Source organism: Streptomyces sp. NPDC000878, from assembly GCF_053599695.1.
In genome coordinates, this window is sequence record NZ_JBSFMT010000047.1 from 20,206 (window position 1) to 40,237 (window position 20,032).

At 71.3% G+C, this 20,032-nt stretch carries 16 protein-coding genes and 2 pseudogenes; 10 read left to right on the plus strand and 8 right to left on the minus strand.

Translation table 11 applies throughout. The features are described 5' to 3' along the window. Nucleotides 1-23 precede the first annotated feature (23 nt). The 3 genes from ACWDR4_RS32460 to ACWDR4_RS32470 all read right to left on the minus strand — a co-directional run bounded on the left by ACWDR4_RS32460 (nt 24) and on the right by ACWDR4_RS32470 (nt 3,379). Nucleotides 24-821 carry an AAC(3) family N-acetyltransferase gene (locus ACWDR4_RS32460; protein ID WP_450413691.1) on the minus strand — a complete coding sequence of 266 codons (798 nt, stop codon included), beginning with the start codon at nt 819-821 and terminating at the stop codon, nt 24-26. 112 nt (nt 822-933) lie between these two features. Then, entirely contained in the window at nt 934-3,069 is a 2,136-nt protein-coding gene (gene fxsBH, locus ACWDR4_RS32465) for a radical SAM/SPASM protein FxsBH, inactivated beta-hydroxylase extension form (RefSeq protein ID WP_450413744.1), read from the minus strand. 133 nt (nt 3,070-3,202) lie between these two features. Continuing rightward, nucleotides 3,203-3,379, minus strand: a complete 177-nt coding sequence (locus tag ACWDR4_RS32470) for a hypothetical protein (protein WP_450413692.1) — start codon at nt 3,377-3,379, stop codon at nt 3,203-3,205. A gap of 218 nt (nt 3,380-3,597) precedes the next feature. Between ACWDR4_RS32470 and ACWDR4_RS32475 the strand changes: the two genes are divergently transcribed. From ACWDR4_RS32475 to ACWDR4_RS32520, 10 genes and pseudogenes are all read left to right on the plus strand, one after another. Then, nucleotides 3,598-4,479, plus strand: coding sequence for a DUF4231 domain-containing protein (locus ACWDR4_RS32475; protein WP_450413693.1), 882 nt, complete (start codon nt 3,598-3,600; stop codon nt 4,477-4,479). Between the two features lie 113 nt (nt 4,480-4,592). Beyond that, complete coding sequence (locus tag ACWDR4_RS32480; protein WP_450413694.1) at nt 4,593-5,492, plus strand: FAD binding domain-containing protein; 900 nt, start codon at nt 4,593-4,595, stop codon at nt 5,490-5,492. A 5-nt stretch (nt 5,493-5,497) separates the two neighbouring features. Next, nucleotides 5,498-6,043 (plus strand): (2Fe-2S)-binding protein, encoded by a 546-nt coding sequence (locus ACWDR4_RS32485; protein ID WP_450413745.1) that lies wholly within the window; start codon nt 5,498-5,500, stop codon nt 6,041-6,043. Further along, entirely contained in the window at nt 6,040-8,472 is a 2,433-nt protein-coding gene (locus ACWDR4_RS32490) for an aerobic carbon-monoxide dehydrogenase large subunit (RefSeq protein ID WP_450413695.1), read from the plus strand. Before ACWDR4_RS32485 ends, ACWDR4_RS32490 begins: the two co-directional genes overlap by 4 nt. 9 nt (nt 8,473-8,481) lie before the next feature. Further along, nucleotides 8,482-9,276: an XdhC family protein gene (locus ACWDR4_RS32495; RefSeq protein WP_450413696.1), complete on the plus strand. Its 795-nt coding sequence runs from the start codon at nt 8,482-8,484 to the stop codon at nt 9,274-9,276. A gap of 12 nt (nt 9,277-9,288) precedes the next feature. Further along, entirely contained in the window at nt 9,289-10,245 is a 957-nt protein-coding gene (locus ACWDR4_RS32500) for an AAA family ATPase (RefSeq protein WP_450413697.1), read from the plus strand. Between the two features lie 4 nt (nt 10,246-10,249). After that, nucleotides 10,250-10,888: an SRPBCC family protein gene (locus tag ACWDR4_RS32505; protein ID WP_450413698.1), complete on the plus strand. Its 639-nt coding sequence runs from the start codon at nt 10,250-10,252 to the stop codon at nt 10,886-10,888. Next, a complete protein-coding gene (locus ACWDR4_RS32510) occupies nt 10,885-12,102 on the plus strand; it encodes a vWA domain-containing protein (protein WP_450413699.1) in 1,218 nt (405 codons plus the stop codon). Before ACWDR4_RS32505 ends, ACWDR4_RS32510 begins: the two co-directional genes overlap by 4 nt. A gap of 293 nt (nt 12,103-12,395) precedes the next feature. Further along, nucleotides 12,396-12,785: pseudogene (locus ACWDR4_RS32515) on the plus strand (RICIN domain-containing protein); the annotation flags it as partial. A 246-nt stretch (nt 12,786-13,031) separates the two neighbouring features. Beyond that, a pseudogene (locus ACWDR4_RS32520) lies at nt 13,032-13,721 on the plus strand (pectate lyase); the annotation flags it as partial. A gap of 263 nt (nt 13,722-13,984) precedes the next feature. On the opposite strand, the gene ACWDR4_RS32525 reads toward ACWDR4_RS32520, so the two are convergent. The 5 genes from ACWDR4_RS32525 to ACWDR4_RS32545 all read right to left on the minus strand — a co-directional run bounded on the left by ACWDR4_RS32525 (nt 13,985) and on the right by ACWDR4_RS32545 (nt 20,032). Further along, complete coding sequence (locus ACWDR4_RS32525; RefSeq protein ID WP_450413700.1) at nt 13,985-14,989, minus strand: LysR family transcriptional regulator; 1,005 nt, start codon at nt 14,987-14,989, stop codon at nt 13,985-13,987. Between the two features lie 241 nt (nt 14,990-15,230). Continuing rightward, nucleotides 15,231-15,770 (minus strand): hypothetical protein, encoded by a 540-nt coding sequence (locus ACWDR4_RS32530; protein WP_450413746.1) that lies wholly within the window; start codon nt 15,768-15,770, stop codon nt 15,231-15,233. Nucleotides 15,771-15,872: 102 nt separating this feature from the next. Next, nucleotides 15,873-17,408, minus strand: a complete 1,536-nt coding sequence (locus ACWDR4_RS32535) for a sensor histidine kinase (protein WP_450413701.1) — start codon at nt 17,406-17,408, stop codon at nt 15,873-15,875. A gap of 32 nt (nt 17,409-17,440) precedes the next feature. Beyond that, nucleotides 17,441-18,478, minus strand: coding sequence for a rod shape-determining protein (locus ACWDR4_RS32540; protein WP_450413702.1), 1,038 nt, complete (start codon nt 18,476-18,478; stop codon nt 17,441-17,443). Between the two features lie 129 nt (nt 18,479-18,607). Beyond that, entirely contained in the window at nt 18,608-20,032 is a 1,425-nt protein-coding gene (locus ACWDR4_RS32545; protein WP_450413703.1) for a carboxyl transferase domain-containing protein, read from the minus strand.

Genomic DNA, 20,032 nt, shown 5'->3' on the forward strand with positions numbered 1-20,032 from the left:
GAGGCTCGCCCGGGTTGCTTGTTTTACGTCATTCCGGTGCGATAACCGGCCATCTGATCGACTGCGTGGTCCACAACGGCACGCATCCCGAGGAGAACGACCCCTTTCCCGGCCCATTCCCGCTCCACCACCAGCTCACACGGCAGTCGCTTCCCCATCACCCCGAAGTCGCTGTCGTCCAGGGCGAGATCCTCGTACGAGATCCAGTTCCCGGTCCTGCCCACCACGCACCGGTACGTACGCCGGGGCGCGGGCGGTGTGGTCCGGTACTCCGCCAGATGGAACGCGCTGCACACCTCGAACCCGACGCGCAGCAGCAGGATCTGGGCATCCGCCGCGTACAGCGCGGCCAGCGGCGAGCGCTCCCCGAGATGGCAGTGCGGGTCGTGCCGGCCGAGCAACTCGGCGGCCCTCGGGCCGAGTCCGGCGAACGAGGTCTGCGGATGCGCGCTGCGTACGGCACCCGGAGTGGTCCGTACACATTCGGCCAGCGCGCCCATGGAGCGGCAGGGTGTGGTGTCCGGCTCGAAGGGCGGCATCGAGGCCCGGAACGCGGCCTTCTCCCGCTCGGTCAGCCTCTCGGTGGCGGTGTGGTACGCCCGTGAGGTGTCGGAGTTCTCGGCGGTGAAGGCGGGGACGATCAGTGTCCCTGCGGGGCCCAGGGTGGTGAGGAGGGTGTCCCGGACGAGGGAGGGGGTGAGGGTGGTGCCGTGGAGGGAGGCGTGGACCAGGAGGGGGGTGGTGGGGCGGATGGGTAACTCGGCGAGGACGTCCCGTAGTTGGGCGGCGGGGTTTTCTTCGCCCCCGCCGCCCTTACCCATTCCCATCCCCTGGGGGCTGCGCCCCCAGACCCCCCTGTCGCGCTGGACGCGCTCGTCCTCAAACGCCGGACGGGCTGGAATGCCCCGGCCGGTACTGAAGGGTGACGGTTGGTCAGGCATGCTGGGCCCACTCCGTCCACAGCTGCGCCGCCAACACCGCTCCCGTTTCCGTGAGTTCGCGTTCGGGGAGGGTGGTCAGCTCCACCAGGGCTCGTACGGCGGCCTCGTGGCGGGAGTTGCCGAGTTGCTCGAAGGCCTCGTCCAGGAGGCGGCCGGCCCGGTTGCCCAGGACGTTCAGGTCGCTCGTCTCCCGGAGAGAGGTGAACCTGGCCCGTCGGCCCAGCCCGGGCAGCTCGCGCACGAACTCCTCCGGTGTGAAGTCGACCGCCACACCCAGCGCCCCCGGCCTGTGTCCGCCGAGTCGCAGTCCGCTGCCCGGTGCGAGCGGGGTGACCGTGGTGACCTGGAACGCGTTGCGGTCCTCGGACCACCGGGGCAGCCGCGCGTTCAGGAGTCCGTACGCCTGTACCAGGCGCTCGGCGAACGACGCCGGGGTCGGCCCGGCGGCGAGGGAAGCGGAGAAACAGTCGCGGTAGGGGTCCGCGTCGTCGATCAGCAGGGGCGGCCGGCCGGGCGGTCGTACGGTCTCCAGCGGGCGCCACCGGGAGGCGTGCGCGGCGCCGGTGAGCTGCACCTGTTCGGAGCCCGAGCCGTCGAACACACAGAAGCCGTCCGCCGTCGTCTTGACCTCGATCCGGCCGGGCTCCGCCAGCGTGAACGTGCCCAGCGTCGGGAGATGGACGGCACGTTCGGGCTGGTCCCAGCCGAGCGTCACATCGGCGCCGGCCCGCACCGCCGCCGTGAAGGCCAGCGCCATGAAGCGGGGGAGGTCGGCGGCTTCGTGCCGGGACCGGAGCAGTGACGTACGGACGTACGGGTGGGCGAGAACGGCGTTGAGGTGCTCGGCGCTGCTGTCCCCGGAGTCCAGCTCCAGCAGGGCCCGCCAGGCGTCCTCCCAGTCCGGCTGGGGCGCCAGGTCGTCGTGTGTGACGCTCAGCAGGGTCCGGTCCAGCTCCAGCTGCGAGAAGCTCAGGGCGTCCGCACGGCAGACCGCCGGGGACAGTGCACGCGAGGTCACCCGCTCGGCGATCCCGTCCACCAGGGCGCGCAGGTCGGCGCAGAAGACGGACGGGTTGTCGAAACCGCGTTCGGCGCTGTAGCGGTGGGCGTACAGACCGCCGCCGCAGGAGTCGACGACCGGGCAGCGGCGGCAGGCCTCGCTGACACCGGCGAGTCCGCGCTGGCGGGCCAGCACCCCCTCGTGCCGGGCGAACTCCTCGAAGCCGTGCCGGAAGACGTCGTACCCGGTGGCCGCCGCTCCGTCGAAAGCCGTCTTGAGCGAGTCCGCCTGTTCGAAGCTGCCGTCCGTCTCGACCACCGCGAGGTCGGAGGGGGCGAGTCCCATCGCCTCGGTCAGGCTGGGGCCGCCGCGCAGGGTACTGAGCACGGACTCGAACGTCCGTACGGGGATCCTGCGCCCTTGCTCCTCCCAGAGGTCGAAAACCGTCAGCAGCCAGTCGGCGTACGGGGTCGGAGATCCGGAGGGGTTCGGCGGAGGGTGCTCCCAGGTGGAGTGCGGCAGCAAATAGTCGATACGGGGAGGATCGAGAGCCGTGAGCGTTTCGTGCACTGTGACGGGGTCGTTGGCGACATCCACGGTGCACAGCAGGCCGCCGAAGAGATGGCGGTATTCGGGGGTGCGCAGGAGCTCGATTCCGCGCAGTACCCGGTCGTAGCTGCTGCGGCCTCTGCGATCGAGTCGGTGCCGGTCGTTGGCCGCACGGTCCCCGTCGAGCGAGATACCCACCTTGACGCCGAATTCCGCGAAGACGTCCAGATGTCTGGTGCTCAGCTGGATTCCGTTGGTGTGGATCTGGAGGTCCAGCGAGGTGACCGGGGCGAGGGAGCGCGTGAGTTCCGCGCAGATTCTTCTGAGCCGGGCGGGGCCGCAGAGGAGGGGCTCGCCCCCGTGGAGGATGATCGCCACCGAGGGCAGCCTGTGGGCCTCGACGTAGGAGGCGAACCGGCGGGCGGTCTGGGTGAGAGCCTCGTCGGAGATGACCACCGGGCGGGCCCGCCAGCCCTGGTCGGCGTGCTCGTACACGTAGCAGTGGTCGCAGGCCAGGTCACACCTGCTGTGCACCTTGAGAACCAGCTGCTGGAGGGATGGGCTCGTCACCCCTCGCATCATGGCAAAGATCCGACCCCTCCGAAGGGCAACTTGGCTAAAAATTCAGCAAGTTGACGATCGAGGGGGCCCTGACGTGGGTGCATCCGGCGGGAGTCACCGCCGGATCCACCTGTCCGCGTGAACCTCGGACTCAGACCGCAGAGTTGAAGGTGGGGTGGGACGGACGCCGGTCAGGACTGTCCAGCAACCGCCCGATCGCGCCCGTGACCGCGGGCGAGTATCGGGGGATGCCCCCCAGCGGGGTCTGCCGCTGCGGCGTCGGCTGAGCGTCGGTGGTGGGCTCTGCCGGTGACTGAGAGAGGGTCATGGCCGGTTCGTGGCTCCTCGTGCTGTTCCTCGTCGACGGTGGGACCTGCCGACGACGAGAAAGGCTGGTTTTGACGCGGACGATACCGGAGGCCGACGGCGAGGGTGACATTGGCCGTTCGAGTTCATACTCTGATTCCCGAAGAGTGGACAATTGTGTGCGCAATGACCGCGGGGGTGAGTCAATTGCACGCCAGGACTCCGGGGCCCAGTGTCACGTTGAGTGAGAGTGATCTTCCACCGCTGTTCGTGGTGAGCGATCGGCGGGCGCTGAGCCGTCAGAGTGAGTCCTTCTACGCGGTACGCACGCAATTGACGCTGCTGCTGTCGGCGACGGCGATGGCCATGCTGGCGGAACGTTTCCACAGTCATATTCCAGCGGCGTTCTCCGCAGTGCTTTACGCCTGCACGATCGCAATCGGTCTGCACACCGCCCGCCGCCGCGCCCGCGCCCAGTGGCGGGCGCACCGCGACGTGGCCGAGCTGCTGAAGTCGCTGGCCTGGCAGTACATGGTGCACGGCGGGCCGTTCCACACCCGGGTCGCGGACCCCGACGGGCTGTTCGCGGAACGGCTGGAGGAGCGGCTGCGGGAACTCAGGCGGGTCGGCTGGGAGGACTCCCGCAACGGGATCCACGCCCGTGGGGTCGGGCAGATCACCCCGGTCATGCGGGCCGTGCGCGCCAAGCCCTTCGCGGCGCGCCGGGACTTCTATGTGCGCGAGCGATTACTGGAACAGTTCGTCTGGTACAAGAACCGGGCCGCGCAGTCGCACCGCTCCTCCGTACGCTGGTCCTCCATCACCGCCGCGCTGACGCTGCTCGCCCTGATGGCCGCCGTGCTCAGGGCCCTCGGCGTCATCGGCGGCTGGGATCTCACCGGGCTCCTCAGCGCCGGTGCGGCGGCCGGGGTGGCCTGGCAGGAGGTACGGCGGCACAGGCCGTTGAAGTACGCGCACTCCCTGATCGAACAGGACCTGGAGACACTGCGCGTCACGATGATCAGGACGGTGACGGAGTCGGGCTGGGCGGAGGCGGTCGCCGAAGCCGAGAGAATCGTTTCGCCGCAGCACACCGACTGGCTGGTGCGGTTCGGGGGCTGAGCAAGTTAAGTGAACGCTTAATCAGCCGTTGACACCGTTCACCAACAGGCGGTGAAGTGCCCCCGGACACCACGTCCGCACAACTGACACGGGGAAGTCAGGGGGGATGCGGTATGCAGGTTCCCGCTCCGTTCGAGTATCGGCGCGTCGGCAGTGTCCCGGAGGCCGTCGCTCTTCTGGACCGCCTGGGTGACACCGCCCGACTGGTGGCCGGCGGGCACAGCCTGCTGCCGATGATGAAGCTCCGGCTGGCCAACTTCGAGTACCTGATCGACATCAACGACCTGCACGGCGAGCTGGGTTACATCCGCGCCGAGCCCGGACTGATCCGCATCGGCGCGATGACCCGGCACCGCGAACTCCTGGAGTCCGACCAACTGGCCGCCGCCTTCCCGGTGTTCCGGGACGCCGAACGCGTCATCGCCGATCCCGTCGTCCGCAACCGCGGCACGCTCGGCGGCTCGCTCTGCCAGGCCGACCCCTCCGAGGACCTGTCCGCCGTGTGCACGACGCTCGACGCGAGCTGTGTGATCCAGGGTGTGGACGGTCAACGGGTCGTGCCCATGGGCGAGTTCCATCAAGGGCCGTACGAGACCGCCGTCGGTGACGCCGAGATGCTGACCGAGGTGCGCCTCCCGGTCCGGCCGAACGGGTCCAGCGCGTACGAGAAGGTCGAGCGCCGGGCCGGGGACTGGGCGGTGGTGTCGGCCGGAGCGGCCGTGTGGCTGGACGGGGACGGACTCATAGCCGACGCCCGGGTCGGACTCGCCGCCGTCGGCCCGAACACCGCCGGGATCGAGGGCATCGGCGACGCCCTGCGCGGCCGGCCGCCCGGCGAGGAACTGTACGCCCGGGCCGGGGACATCGCCGCCGAGGCCTGCTCGCCCGTCACCGACCGGCGGGGCAGCGCCGAGTACAAGCGGCACCTGGCACGGGAGTTGACCGTGCGCGTGCTGCGCAGGGCCGTGGCGCGGATCAGCGGACTCGACGGACTCGACGGACAGGGGGTGTGACGCGCATGCAGGTCACCATGACCGTCAACGGGGACGAGGTCACCCGGGAGATCGAGGGACGGCTGCTCCTCGTCCACTTCCTGCGCGACCATCTCGCCCTGACCGGTACCCACTGGGGCTGCGACACCAGCAACTGCGGTACGTGCGTGGTGTGGTTGGACGGCGAGCCCGTCAAGTCCTGCACCGTACTCGCCGCCATGGCGGGCGGGCACGCCGTGCGGACCGTCGAGGGACTGGCCGACGCCAACGGCCAACTCGACGCCGTGCAGCGGGGGTTCGTCGAGTGTCATGGGCTCCAGTGCGGGTTCTGCACGCCCGGCATGATGATGACCGCCCGTGCTCTCCTCGACCGCAACCCCGACCCCTCCGAGCCCGAGATCCGCGAGGCCATCTCCGGGCAGATCTGCCGCTGCACCGGGTACGCCACCATCGTCCGGTCCGTGCGGTGGGCCGCCGCGGAGGAGGCCGGGACCCGGACCGAGCAACCGACGGACGAGTCGGAGATCGAGTCGGAGATCGAGTTGGCTTCCGGCTCGGGGGGCGTCTCATGACCACCGTCGCCGGCCGTGGCTCCGCCGCGCACGACGGCCAGGGCAGTCAGGGCAGCCGCCCGACCGCCTTCGTCGACAACGACCAGAAACCCTGTGGGCACGGGCGGATGCTTCGCAAGGAGGACGCCCGCTTCGTGCGCGGCAAGGGGCGTTACGTCGACGACCTCCAGCTCCCCGGCATGCTGCATCTCGCCGTCCTGCGCTCCCCGTTCGCGCACGCCCGGATCGTGTCCGTCGACACCACCCTGGCCGAGGCGCACCCGAAGGTCCGGCTCGTCGTCACCGGCGCCGCGCTCGCCGCACAGGGACTGGCCTGGATGCCGACCCTCTCCGGCGACGTCCAGGCCGTCCTCGCCACCGACAAGGTCCGTTTCCAGGGGCAGGAGGTCGCCTTCGTCGTAGCCGAGGACCGCTACTCCGCCCGGGACGCCCTGGAGTTGATCGACGTCGAGTACGAGGCACTGGACCCGGTGATCGACGTACGCACCGCGCTCTCGCCCCAAGCCCCCGTCATCCGGGACGACTTGGAGGGCAAGCGGGACAACCACTGCTTCGACTGGGAGACCGGGGACGCCGCCGAGACCGAGGCCGCGTTCGCCCGCGCCGACGTCGTCGTCACCGAGGACATCGTGTACCCGCGGGTGCATCCGGCGCCCATGGAGACGTGCGGTGCCGTCGCCGACTACGACGCCGTGGACGGCAGGTTGACCCTCTGGTCCACCACCCAGGCCCCGCACGCCCACCGCACCCTCTACGCGATCGTCGCCGGACTGCCCGAGCACAAGATCCGGGTCGTCTCCCCGGACATCGGCGGCGGCTTCGGCAACAAGGTGCCGATCTACCCCGGTTACGTGTGCGCGATCGTCGGCTCGCTGCTCACCGGGAAACCCGTGAAGTGGATGGAGGACCGGTCGGAGAACCTCATCAGCACCGGCTTCGCCCGCGACTACGTCATGCGCGGCGAGATCGCCGCCACCCGCGACGGGAAGATCCTCGCCATCCGCACCAACGTCCTTGCCGACCATGGTGCGTTCAACGGCACGGCGGCGCCCGTGAAGTACCCGGCCGGCTTCTTCGGTGTCTTCACCGGCAGTTACGACATCGAGGCCGCCTACTGCAAGATGACTGCCGTCTACACCAACAAGGCCCCGGGCGGGGTGGCTTACGCCTGCTCGTTCCGCATCACCGAGGCGGTCTACCTCGTCGAGCGGATGGTGGACTGTCTGGCGTACGAACTGGGCGCCGATCCCGTCGAGTTGAGGATGCGGAACTTCATCCGGCCCGAACAGTTCCCCTACCGCAGCAAGACCGGCTGGGTGTACGACTCCGGGAACTACGCGCCCACCATGGAACTCGCCAAGCAGCTCGCCGGGTACGACCAACTCCGCGCCGAACAGGCCGAGAAGCGGGCCCGCGGTGAGGTCATGGGCATCGGGGTGGCGTTCTTCACGGAGGCGGTCGGCGCCGGGCCCCGCAAGGACATGGACATCCTCGGACTCGGCATGGCCGACGGCTGCGAGCTGCGCGTGCATCCGACCGGGAAGGCGGTCGTGCGACTGTCGGTGCAGACCCAGGGGCAGGGCCACGAGACGACGTTCGCGCAGATCGTCGCCGAGGAACTGGGCATCCCGCCGCAGGACATCGACGTCGTGCACGGCGACACCGACCAGACACCCTTCGGGCTCGGCACCTACGGCAGCCGGTCCACGCCCGTCTCCGGGGCCGCCGCCGCACTGGTCGCCCGCAAGGTCCGGGACAAGGCGCGGCTCATCGCCTCCTCGATGCTGGAGGTGTCGGTCGCCGACCTGGAATGGGAGAAGGGCTCCTTCCGGGTCGCAGGGGACCCCGAGGCCTCGGTCACCATCCAGGCCATCGCGATGCGCGCGCACGGCGCCGGCGACCTGCCCGACGGTGTCGAGGGCGGCCTGGAGGCGCAGATCTGCTACAACCCCGAGAACCTCACCTACCCGCACGGCGCCTACATCTGCGTCGTCGACATCGACCCGGGGACCGCCAAGGTGACGGTACGGCGGTTCGTGGCCGTCGACGACTGCGGGACCCGGATCAACCCGATGATCATCGAGGGGCAGGTGCACGGCGGGCTGACCGACGGGGTCGGGATGGCGCTGATGGAGATGATCTCCTTCGACGAGGACGGCAACTGCCTCAGCGGCTCGCTGATGGACTACCTCATCCCCACCTCCCTCGAAGTCCCCGACTGGGAAACGGGGTTCACCGTCACACCGTCCCCGCACCACCCCATCGGCGCCAAGGGCGTCGGCGAGTCCGCGACCGTCGGCTCACCGCCCGCCATCGTCAACGCGGTCGTCGACGCGCTGAAGCCGTACGGCATCCGGCACGCGGACATGCCGCTCACACCGTCACGGGTGTGGGAGGCGATGAACGGGCGCCCCGCGCCGCCTATCTGAGGGGTCGTCATGAAAACGGTGAGTGCTCGTGCGCGTGAACTGACCGAACGACGCGTGCCGTTCGTCCACGCCCGCGTGGTGCGCGCCCAGGCGCCCGCGTCCGCACGCCCCGGCGACGAGGCCATCGTGTACGGCGACGGCACGATCGACGGCTTCGTGGGCGGCGTGTGCGCGGAGGGCTCGGTGCGTACGGCGGCACTCGGCGCCCTGCACGGCGGTGGGCCGCTGCTGCTGCGGGTACTGCCCGAGGGCGAGCCCGAGTTCCCGCCCGCGCCCGGCGCTCACGTCGTCGTCAACCACTGCCTCTCGGGCGGTGCGTTGGAGATCTTCCTGGAGCCGGTGCTGCCGCCCCCGCTGATCGAGGTCGTGGGCGGGACCCCGGTCGCCGAGACGTTCATCGCCCTCGCCGACGTCCTCGGCTACGCCACCGCACGCTCCCTGCCGGAGGGCCCGCCCGCCGAACAGACGGTGGCGGTGGTCGTGGCCGGGCAGGGGAGAGGGGACGCCGAAGGCCTGCGGGCCGCTCTCGACGCCGACGTCCCGTACATCGCGCTGGTCGCCAGCAGACGCCGGAGCGCGGCTCTGATCGAGGAACTCGGCCTGGAGGAAGGGGAGTCGGCCCGGATCCACACCCCGGCCGGGCTGGACATCGGCGCGCGCACGGCGCCCGAGATCGCGCTGTCGATCCTGGCGGAGGTGGTGTCGGCCGTACGGCAGACAGCGCGGCCTCTGGCCGAACGCCCGCCGGAGACGGTCGCCGACCCGGTGTGCGGCGGCACGACCGCGACCGCATGCTCCGACTGACGGGTGGGCGCGATGTCCGAACCGCCCGCCCGGCCCGCGCCGCCCGCCCTGTTCAAGGACGCCGACGACGTACGCCAACGGCTGGACGACGTCGGGTACTTGGTGGACGAGGGCACGGCGACCGCCCTCTTCCTCGCCACCGTCCTCGGCCGGCCGCTGCTGCTGGAGGGCGAGCCGGGCGTGGGCAAGACCAGCGCCGCGAAGGCACTCGCTGAGGCCCTGGACACCCCGCTGATCCGGTTGCAGTGCTACGAGGGACTGACAGCCGGGGAGGCGCTGTACGAGTGGAACTACCAGCGCCAACTGCTCGCCGTCCGGCTCACCGAGGCACATGGGCATCAGGGACAGCAGGGGTATGACGGCCAACAGCGGCTGAGGGAAACCGACTTGTTCACCGAGGAGTTCCTGCTCGACCGGCCCCTGCTGCGGGCGGTGCGCCACCAGGGTCCGCTGCCGCCGGTTCTCCTCATCGACGAGATCGACCGCGCCGACGACGAGTTCGAGGCGCTGCTCTTCGAGTTCCTCGGCGAATCGGCCATCACCGTCCCGGAGTTGGGCACCTTCACCGCCGTACGGCCGCCCGTCGCGATCCTCACCTCCAACCGCAGCCGCGAACTCCACGACGCGCTGCGCCGCCGCTGCCTCTACCACTGGATCGACTTCCCGGCGCCCGAGCGCACGGCGGAGATCCTGCGCCGCTCGGTACCGGCGGCGAACGAGCCGCTGATCGCGTCGGCGACGGAGTTCGTCGGACGGGTGCGCGGCCTTGACCTGGACAAGGCGCCGGGCATGGCGGAGGCCATCGACTGGGTGTCGGCGCTGGCCGTGCTGAGGGTGGCGCGGCTGGCACGCGGGGACATCGTCGCCACGCTCAGCGCCGTCGCCAAGAGCCCCGACGACCGTGTCGCCGTCACCGAGGCTCTCGAAGAGCTCGGCTATCCCGGTCCCGGACAAGCGAGGAGACCATGAAGCCATGAAGATCGACAACGAGTTCGAGGTCGGCGTGCCCGTCGAGCGGGCGTGGCAGGCGCTCACGGATCTGGCGGGACTCGCCCCGTGCATGCCGGGCGCCCAGCTCACGGGGGTGGAGGGCGAGGTCTACCAGGGCCGGGTGAAGGTGAAGGTCGGGCCGGTGATCAGCCAGTTCGCGGGCACGGCACGCTTCGTGGAGAAGGACGAGGCTGCACATCACGCGGTGATCAGCGCGGTGGGCAAGGACACGCGCGGGGCGGGCAACGCGTCGGCGACGATCGACGCCCGGCTGCGGGCGGAGGGCGCGGGGACGGTCGTGACGGTGAGCACCGACCTCAACATCAGTGGAAAACTTGCCCAGTTCGGCAGCGGGATGATCAAGGAGATCTCGGAGAAACTGTTCACCCAGTTCATCGAGAACGTGGAGGCGCAGCTCCTGACGCCGGACGCGGGCGAGGACGCGGGCGAGGGCGAGAGCGAGAGCGAGGACGCGGCGGATGCAGAGGCGGAGGTTCCTGTCGCGGCGCCGGAGCAGTTGGACCTGATGCGGTTGGCCGGAGGGTCCGTCTACAAGCGGTTGATCCCGGTGGCCGTCGTCGCAGTCGTCGTGGCCGTGGTGATCTTTCTTCTGGTCCGGTGACACCAACCGGGCCTGTACTGCCCGCAGTTGACCGGGCGGCGTTCGCCGTCGCACTCGCCACCCGGCTGCGGGAGCGGGGCGTACCCGTGGGCCTCACCGCCACGCAGGACTTCGTACAGGCGCTGGCCGCCGTTCCGTCGGCCTCGCGGACGGCGCTGTACTGGACGGCCCGGGTCACCCTCGTCCGCGAGTACGGCCAACTGGCGGCATTCGAGGAGGTGTTCGCCGGTGTCTTCGGCGAGGCGGTGCTTGTGCTTGCCATGGACCCGCACGCGCGCCGGAACGGACGTACACCGGTGGGTGAGAAGGGCCTCTCGTCGTCGGCCAACTCCTCCGCCGCTACTGGCGATTCGGGCCTGCCCTGGATCACCCTCCCGCCCACCGTCACCGGGGCCGACCAGCGGGACGACCGCGCCCTGGCCGCCGTACCGGAGCGGCTGCCCAGTGAACTGGCCGGTTCGGTGGACACGCCGTTCGAGCAACTGGCCCCGAGGGACGCGGAGTTGCTCGGGCGGTGGCTGGAGAGGACGCTGGGGGAGTGGCCCAGGCGGCGGTCGCGGCGGTACGCGGTACGGGCCGGCGGGCCGCGCGTGGCGATCCGGGAGACCGTGGCGCGGGCCCGCCGGACGGGCTGGGAGCCGGTGCGGCTGGTGCGGACGGGGCCGGTGGAACGGCCCCGCCGGGTCGTCGTGCTGTGTGACGTCAGCCGATCGATGCAGCCGCAGGCGGTCGCGTATCTGCATCTGATGCGGGCACTCGCGCTGACGACGGACGCCGAGGTGTTCGCGTTCGCGACGACACTGACCCGGCTCACCACGGTCCTCGGACGCCGCTCGGCCGAGGCGGCGGTCGACGAGGCCACCGAGCGGGTCGGCGACCGTTTCGGCGGCACCCGGATCGCGCACTGCCTCGCCACCCTGCTCGCCTCGCACCACGGCGGCACTCTGCGCGGAGCCGTCGTCCTCATCTGCTCGGACGGCTGGGACGGGGACCCGCCCGCCCGGCTCGCGACGGCCATGGCCAGGCTGCGCCGCCGCGCCCACACGGTCATCTGGCTGAACCCGAGGGCCGCCGCCCCCGGCTTCGAACCCCGCACGACGACGATGTCCACCGCGCTGCCGTACGTCGACCTGCTGCTCCCGGCGGACAGTTTCGGGGCGCTGCTGAGGGTGCCGGGCGAGGTGGCGCGCCTCGGGACCGCGAACTCCCGCTGATCGCTTGGCACTCGCCCGGTGCTCACCCGGTACTCACTCAGCACTCACCGGCTCTCACTCGGGAAGCACAAAGTTCCCACAAAGTTCCGTGGACGCGGCAACCCCCACAGCACCGGTGGCGACAGACGGGCGTCGGAAACGAACAGCGCGAACTCCCGAACGAGAGTGACGACGTGGGCAAGAGAGCAGTGGGGCGCGGACCGCGCCGCAAGAGAACGAGCCGCCGCAGGGGCGTACTGATCGGCGCGCTGGTCGCGGTCCTGGGCGGTGGCGCGGTCGCCGGCGGGATGCTGATGACAGCGTCCGCGGCCGGCCCGGGTTCCGGAACGTACCGCCTGGTGAACGCCGCCGACAGCACCTGCCTGACGGGGGCGACGGCGGCCACTGCGAGCGGTGCGCAGCTGGGCACGGCCACGTGCGACGACTCGGCCGCCGGGCAGACCTGGCAACTGACCGACAGCGGCGGCGGGTTCACGATCAAGGCTGTGGTCGGCGCACTGTGCGCCGGGGTCAAGGGCGCGTCGGCCTCCGCGGGCAAGGCGGTGCAGCAGCAGACCTGCGACGGCGGCTCGTCGCAGGTGTGGAAGCTGACGGCGGTGGACGACGCGTACCACCTGGTCAACGCCAAGAGCTCCAAGTGCCTCAACATCAAGGGCGGGTTGGCGCAGCAGAACTCCTGCGACAAGGCGAGCAGCAAGAGTTGGACGCTGGTGGCGGAGGACAGCGGTTCGTCGCCGACGAAGTCACCGTCGGCCTCGGCATCGGCTTCGGCGACCAAGTCGGCGTCGCCCTCTCCGTCGGTCTCGGCGTCGGCCTCCAAGTCCGCGTCCCCATCTGCCGCCACCTCCGCCTCCGCCTCGGCGAGCAAGTCCGCGAGTGCCTCCACCACCCCGGCCTCCGGAACGGACTCCGCCGGCGGCACGACCCTGGGCGCGTGGCCCACGGTCGCCGGCGTGCAGGCGGTCACCGCGAGCATCGAGGTCTCGGGTACGTACGACGGCGGCCTCAAGCGCTTCTACGGCTCCGGTGACCTCGGCAGTGCCGACCAGGACGAGAACCAGGGCCCGATCTTCGAACTCGCCGACGGCGCGGTCCTGAAGAACGTGGTCCTGGGCGCCCCGGCCGCCGACGGCGTTCACTGCCTGGGCAGTTGCACGCTCCAGAACGTGTGGTGGGAGGACGTCGGCGAGGACGCGGCCACGTTCAAGAGCAAGTCGGCCTCGGCCACGTACCTCGTCTCCGGCGGCGGCGCGCGGAACGCGGACGACAAGGTCTTCCAGTTCAACGGCGCCGGCACGCTCACCGTCCAGAACTTCCAGGTCGCCGACTTCGGCAAGCTGGTCCGTGCGTGCGGCAACTGCAAGACGCAGTACGAGCGCCACATCGTGGTGAAGAACGTCCAGGCGACCAGCCCCGGCAAGGTCCTGGTCGGGATCAACGCCAACTACGGGGACACGGCCACGATTTCGGGGGTCACGGTCGTCGGCGACAGCAGCAGGAAGATCGTCATCTGCGAGCGCTTCCAGGGCAACTCCACCGGCGCCGAACCACCGTCCCTCGGCACCGGCCCGGACGGCACACACTGCCGCTACAGCAACTCGGACATCACGTACAAGTGATCCACCGGTGATCCGGCCCTGCCTGCGCGCCCCGGACGAGGGCGCGCGACGAGGGTGCTCAGCGCACGGGGTCTGAGCACCCCTCGGCCCTCACCGCCAGGCCGCGGCGGTGGGGGCCGATGTTCCTGGGCTGCCTCGGAAACGCCGGGCGCGTGAGCGCGCCCCTTAGGGGCGCGGGGCTGTGTCGATGTGCGGCTCCGCCGCGTGGGCGCGACCAGCCCCCACCGACCCGCAGCGAACGAACCACGTGCGCAGCGGTTCGCTCAACTCCACAGAGTCACGTGAATGGCGGGCCGAAACCGCCCCGCAGTGACCCCCGTGCCCCGCAGCATCGCCTGGAGGGCACGGGGCGTGGTGACGAAGCGCCGGAGCTCTGCGGCCGTCGGCGGCTCCTCGCGGTCGGCGAGAGCGAGGACGTTCCAGGAACCGCGGGCCGGGAGGGCCGGCGCGTCGAGCCGGCAGAGCCCGCCACCGGCGATGTCCTTCGCGACCGCGAACGCCACTGCGAGGGCGACACCCTTCCCGCGCTTGGCCTCCTCCACCGCGGCGGCATGGCTCTGGAAGATGCGCTGGTTGTGCTCGGGAACGCCCAGGCAGTGCAGTACGGACGGCACCATGCCGACCCGGCCGACGGCGGACGGCCCCAACAGCCAGGTCTGCTCGCGGAGTTCGCGTACCCCGGCACCACCGGCGGCCCCTGTGGCGAGCGGGTGGTCGGGACCCACGACGGCGATCAGCTGATAGTTGAGGAAGGGAGTGCAGTTCATACTCATCGCCGCGTGCCTGGTCTCGGCGGCGGCGGCGTCGACGACGGTGGCAGCGGCGGGAGGCGGCCCGATGGCCACGTCCACAGCCCGGTTCACCAGCAACGCCCCGAACCGCTGCGGACTGTGCACGCTCAGCTCGACGTCCAGATCGTCGGCGCGCCCCGCGAACAGTTCGATGAGACCGGGCGCGGCATGCTCCGCGAACAGACTCGACGCGGCCACCCGTAACAGCCGTCGGCCGGAACCGGCCTGCCGGACTTCGAGGACCGTACGGTCCTGGAGCCCGAGCAGCTCCGCCGCCCGGCTGGCGAGCCGCAGCCCGCCCGGGGTGAACGCGAGCCCCTGGGCGGTCCGGGTGAAGAGCTTGTCGCCGAGTTCCCTGCGCAGATGCGCGACGTGCGTCGACACGGCGGCCTCGGTGACGGCGAGATCGGCCGCGGCGGCCTTCACGGAGCCGAGCCGGACGGTCGCGGAGAAGGCCCGCAGCTGTGCCGGGGTCAACAGAACCTCCCCCGCTCACCACGGGTGTCCATTCACCGGTGACCTGCACCACAAATTAGCGCACCAGTTCGCCAAGGGCCATGGATCGGACCGGAGGTCCCGAGGCCGAGGATCGTGACCGCCCAGGCCGGAAGCCGTGCCCCCGCGGCCGGAAGCCGTGACCGCCCCAGGCCGGAGACCGTGACCGCCCGAGACCGGAAGCCGTGACCGCCCCAGGCCGGATACCACGACCGCCCCGAGGTCAGGAGCGCAGCATCCCCGGCCGCCACAGCACCGTCACCGCAACCCCCGTGCGCCGCGCGTACGCCACCACGTCCCCCGTACCGCCGAGCCCCCGCGCGGGCAGCCCGTCCCACACCGCGACCAGCCGGTCGACGTGGTCGACGATCCAGCGGCCCGCCGCGAAATAGGCCTCCTCGTGCGTCGCCTCGACGGGCAGATTCACGCGGGTACGGCAGGAGTTGAGGAGGCGGCGGTACGAGGCCCGGGTGTCGGCGTCGCCGAGGTGGGCCTCGTAGTCCATACCGGGAATCACGGCCGTGAGCGGGATACCGCGCTCCAGGGCGATGTCGGCGAACAGCTGATCGGCCCCGGCGGCGAGGCTGCTCAGCGCCTCCAACTCCTCGTCGCCCTGGAGGAGTCGGCGGATGCCCGTGCGCACGGACGGCAGGACGGCGGCGGGGATCGAGCGATGCCCGGTCACGCCGATGCGGGTGCGGACACGCGCCACGACACGCGTACCCCTGCCGGTGGTCCTGCCGGGATCCCTGCCGGTATCCATTCCCGTGTCGATGCACGTGCCGAGGCGAGTGCTGACGAGCGTGCCGTTACGCGTGTCAATGTCCGTCACCGACTGCCCCTCCGCCGTCTACGTTCCGTCACCTCACTCCAGAGTGCCGTCTCCCAGCGGGGCCTGCCAGAGCGCCGTCGTACCCGCGCCTGCGCCCGTTGTGCCGTCGCCGCTGTCGCCATCGTCGTAGACCGTCAGCCGTACGCCGTCCCGACCGTCCGGCAGGACCGCCGGCGCGTCGACCGTGATCGCGACGCGCGTGACACCGGGACGGCGTACGGCGGTGGCGAGGGCACGGCGCAGGGCGGTGAGGAGCTGGGCGGCGACCGGGGGCGGGACGCGGTGCTCGACGGGCCCTGTGAAGTGGACGGAAGGCCGGCGGCCGAGCACCGCCGCCGCACCGGCCGCCTCCCGAAGTACCTTGCCGCGCAGGGTGGTTGGCGCGTCGGCCGGGGGCTGCTGGAGGGCGAAGATGGTCGTACGGACCTCCTGGACCGTGGCCTGGAGTTCGTCGACCGCCCGCCCGAGAATCTCACGCACCTTGTCGTCGCCCACCGCCCGGCGCTGTGTGGACTCCAGCATCATGCCGGTGGCGAACAGCCGTTGGACGACGAGATCGTGCAGGTCACGGGCGATCCGGTCGCGGTCCTCGTACACCGCGAGGCGGGCGCGCCGGCGCCGGGCGTCGGCGAGGACGAGCGCGAGGGCGGCCTGCGAGGCGAACTGCGTCGCGAGAAGCTTTTCCGTGTCGGTGTACGGGCGGTCACCGCGCCGGCGCGGCAGCGCGAGCGTGCCGATCAGCCGCCCCTCGGCCTGCAACGGCAGCAGCATGCTCGGCCCGAACCGGTGCCGTACCGGGGTCGTCATCCGCGGGTCGGTCGCCGAGTCGTCGACGAACACCGGTTCCCCGCCCAGCAGTTGGACGAGGACAGGACTCCCGGGCGCGACGACGGTCCCGACGATGTCACCATCACGACCACCATCACCGTCACGACCGCCATCACCAACACCATCACCGGGATCGTCGAGCGTGGCGGCGGTCACGATCTCCATGCCGCCCTCGGCCGTCGGCTGGAGGATGACACCGGCGGCGGCGTCGGCGAGAAGCCGGGCGCGGTCCGCGACGGTCAGCAGTGCGTCGTCGTCGGCCCCACCGGTGAGCAGCGCGGTGGTGACGGCGGCGGCACCCTCGATCCAGCGCTCGCGCTGCCGGGCGGTCTCGTACAGCCGGGCGTTGCCGATCGCGATACCGGCCTGCGTGGCCAGGACGCTCAGCAACTGCCGGTCGTTGTCGGTGAATTGAGTCCCGTCGAGCTTCTCGGCGAGGTACAGCCGCCCGAACTCCCCGCCCTCCACCAGGATCGGTACGTCGATGACGGCGATGCCCGCCCGTTCGGCGCGCCCCAGATCGGCCTTGCGGAGCTCCACGAGACCGTCGGACCCGGGGTCGGCCATCCCGAGCCCCGCGTACCGGGCACCGGTCAACTCGGCGGCGCCGTCCACGATGTGCTGGAGCGTGGTGCGCAGTTCGAGATCGGTACCGATGCCGAGCACGGCTTCGAGACGGGGCGGGAGGGGAGGAGAGGGAGGGGAAGAGGGAGCGGGAGGAGGAGACGCGTCGCCTGGCATACGGATCGAAAGCCGGAGGGGCTACCGGCTGCTCAGGTGGCCAGCGGATCCAGCACCAGCGGCTCGATCTTGCCCTCCAGCATGTACCCGAGGCCCTGCACCGCGCACACGTCCGGCCGTTCCGCGATGTGCACCGGCATACCCGTGGCGTGCCGCAGCATCTGGTCGAGGCCGGGGAGCAGCGCGCTGCCGCCGACCATCATGATCCCGCGGTCGGCGAGGTCGGCCACCAGGTCGGGCGGGCAGTCCCGCAGCACCTTGCCGATCCCGTCGAGTACGGCGGTCAGCGGGGTCTGGATGGCGTTGCGCACGGCGGCGGTGTCGACCTGGACGGAACGGGCGAGGCCGGTGGCGACGTCCCGTCCGTGGATCTCGGTGGACTCCGGGCCGTGCGGGGTGAGCCCGTTGCCGGAGAGGGCGAGCTGCAGCGGACGTACCGACTGACTGGGCAGCATCAGCTCGTGCTGATGCCGGAGATGCTGCACGATCGCGTGGTCGACGGCCTCACCGCCGACCGGGATCCGCTCGGCGGTCACGATCGAGCCGAGGGAGAGCACGGCGAGCTGGGTGGCGGCGGCCCCGCACACCATGACCATGGTCGCCTCGGGCTGCTCGACGGGCAGTCCGCATCCCACGCCGGCGGCGATGAGCGTGTCGACGAGTTCGACGCGCCGGGCGCCGAGCCCGACGAGCGTCTCGATGGTCGCGCGCTGTGCGAGGGGGTCGGCGTCGTGCGGGTAGCAGGCGGCGGCCCGCAGGAACGGCTTGCGGCGCAGCGTACGCCGTACCTTGTCGCCGATCAGGTGCCGCAGCATGCGCTGCGCCATCTCGATGTCGACGACGGTCCCACCGGACACGGGCCGAACGACCCGGATGTAGTCGGGCGTACGGCCCGTCATCTTCTCGGCGAACTCGCCGACCGCGATCAGCGCGCCGGTTCTGGTGTTCACGGCGGCGACGGACGGCTGGTCGACGACGAGCCCGGCACCCTTGACGTAGACGCGGGTCCGCGCGGCTCCGAGGTCGACGGCGAAATGGCAGCGGCGCATCTGTTCCAGACTGACGGTCATGGCAGATCCTCCCGAGAGCGCAGACCGTACGGGCCCGCCGGTCGACGGGCCTCCACTGGCATCGTGCGGGTGGCGGGGGAGGGGGCGCCTGTTGTAGGGGGCCGGGTGGGGTGCCGCCGTACGGGTAATTTATCCCTTATGTCCCAATCGGGACCAAGGTCCCGAGTTCCCGGTTTCCGGGTTCCCGAGTTCCACGATGCCCCGCACCACCCCCAGCTCCACCAGATCCTGCGGCCGGATCCGGAGCTGGTCCGCCGTAGCCTCCACCTCGCCCTCGGGGCGCTTGAGGATGGCCGCCGCCAGCTCGGGTGCGATGACGGAGAAGTAGCTGTCCGGTGTGGCCCAGGTGTTGCCGGGGGCGGCGAGGGCCAGGGCGCCGCCCGAGCCGCCCTCGCCGATCAGCAGCGTGGTGACCGGCGTACGGGCGGCGGCGACCGCGCCGAACAGGTCCGCGATCGCGGCGCCCGCGCCCTCGCGCTCCGCGTCCGCGTCGTTGGCGGCGCCCGGGGTGTCCACCAGGGTCAGCACCGGGATGCCGAGCCGGTCCGCGAGGCGGATCAGCCGGGCGGCGGTGCGATAGCCGGCGGGTCGGGTGGCCGTGCCGAGCTGGGCGGCGTACGCGACGGTCCGCCCGTCCGCCGCCAGCTCGCCGAACCCGCACGCCATACCGGCGTCGGTGCCACCGCAGCGGTCGCCGCTGATCGCCGTGCGCCGGGTGAAGTAGGCGTCCAAGTAGGCCTCGGCGCGCGGGCGTTGAGGGGACCGGGCGCGCTGGACGGCGTCCCAGCCGGTGGCGGGGAGGGACTCGGTGGCGAGGGACGGCGGTGGCGGGGCGGCCTCCGTCGACCTGTCACCGACGCTCAGCAGCCAGAGCCAGCGGGCCAGCGTCTCCCGGAGCGCCTCCGGACGTACGACCGCGTCGGCCGCGCCCGCCGCCACCTGGGCCTCGGCCGTGTACGCCGCCGGGTCCGCGTCGGCCGGCCGGACCCGGGAGCCCGCGAAGCCCACCTGGGCGCCGGGCAGGGCGAGGACGACGTCGGCGCCCGCGCCCAGGGTCGCCCAGCCGCCGCCGGTCGTCGGGTCCCGGAGGACCGCGATCTGCGGCAGGCCCGCCTCCCGCGTGAGCGCCGACTGCCGGGCCACGCGCTGGAGTTGGGTCAGCGCGAGCATGCCCTCCTGCATCCGGCTGCCGCCCGTCGCGACGAGCGGCACGACGGGCAGACGGTGGGTGCGCGCGTGCTCGTACGCCAACTCCAGCCGGTCTCCGGTGCGTTCACCGAGCGAGCCGCCGAGGAAGCCGAACTCGAAGACGATCAGCACGGCCGGGGTACCGCCGATGCGCGCGGTACCGCAGACGACGGACTCCTCCTCGCCGGTGCGGGCGGCGGCGCGGGCGCGCGAGGCGTCGTAACCCTGCCAGGAGAGGGGGCCGTCGGCCTTGAACTCCACGATCGGGTACGGGAGTTCGGTGAACGTGGAGCTGTCGGAGACGAGGGTGATGATCTCGCGGGCGGAACGACGCGCAGGTACAGCGTGAGGCGTGGGGTCGGTCAT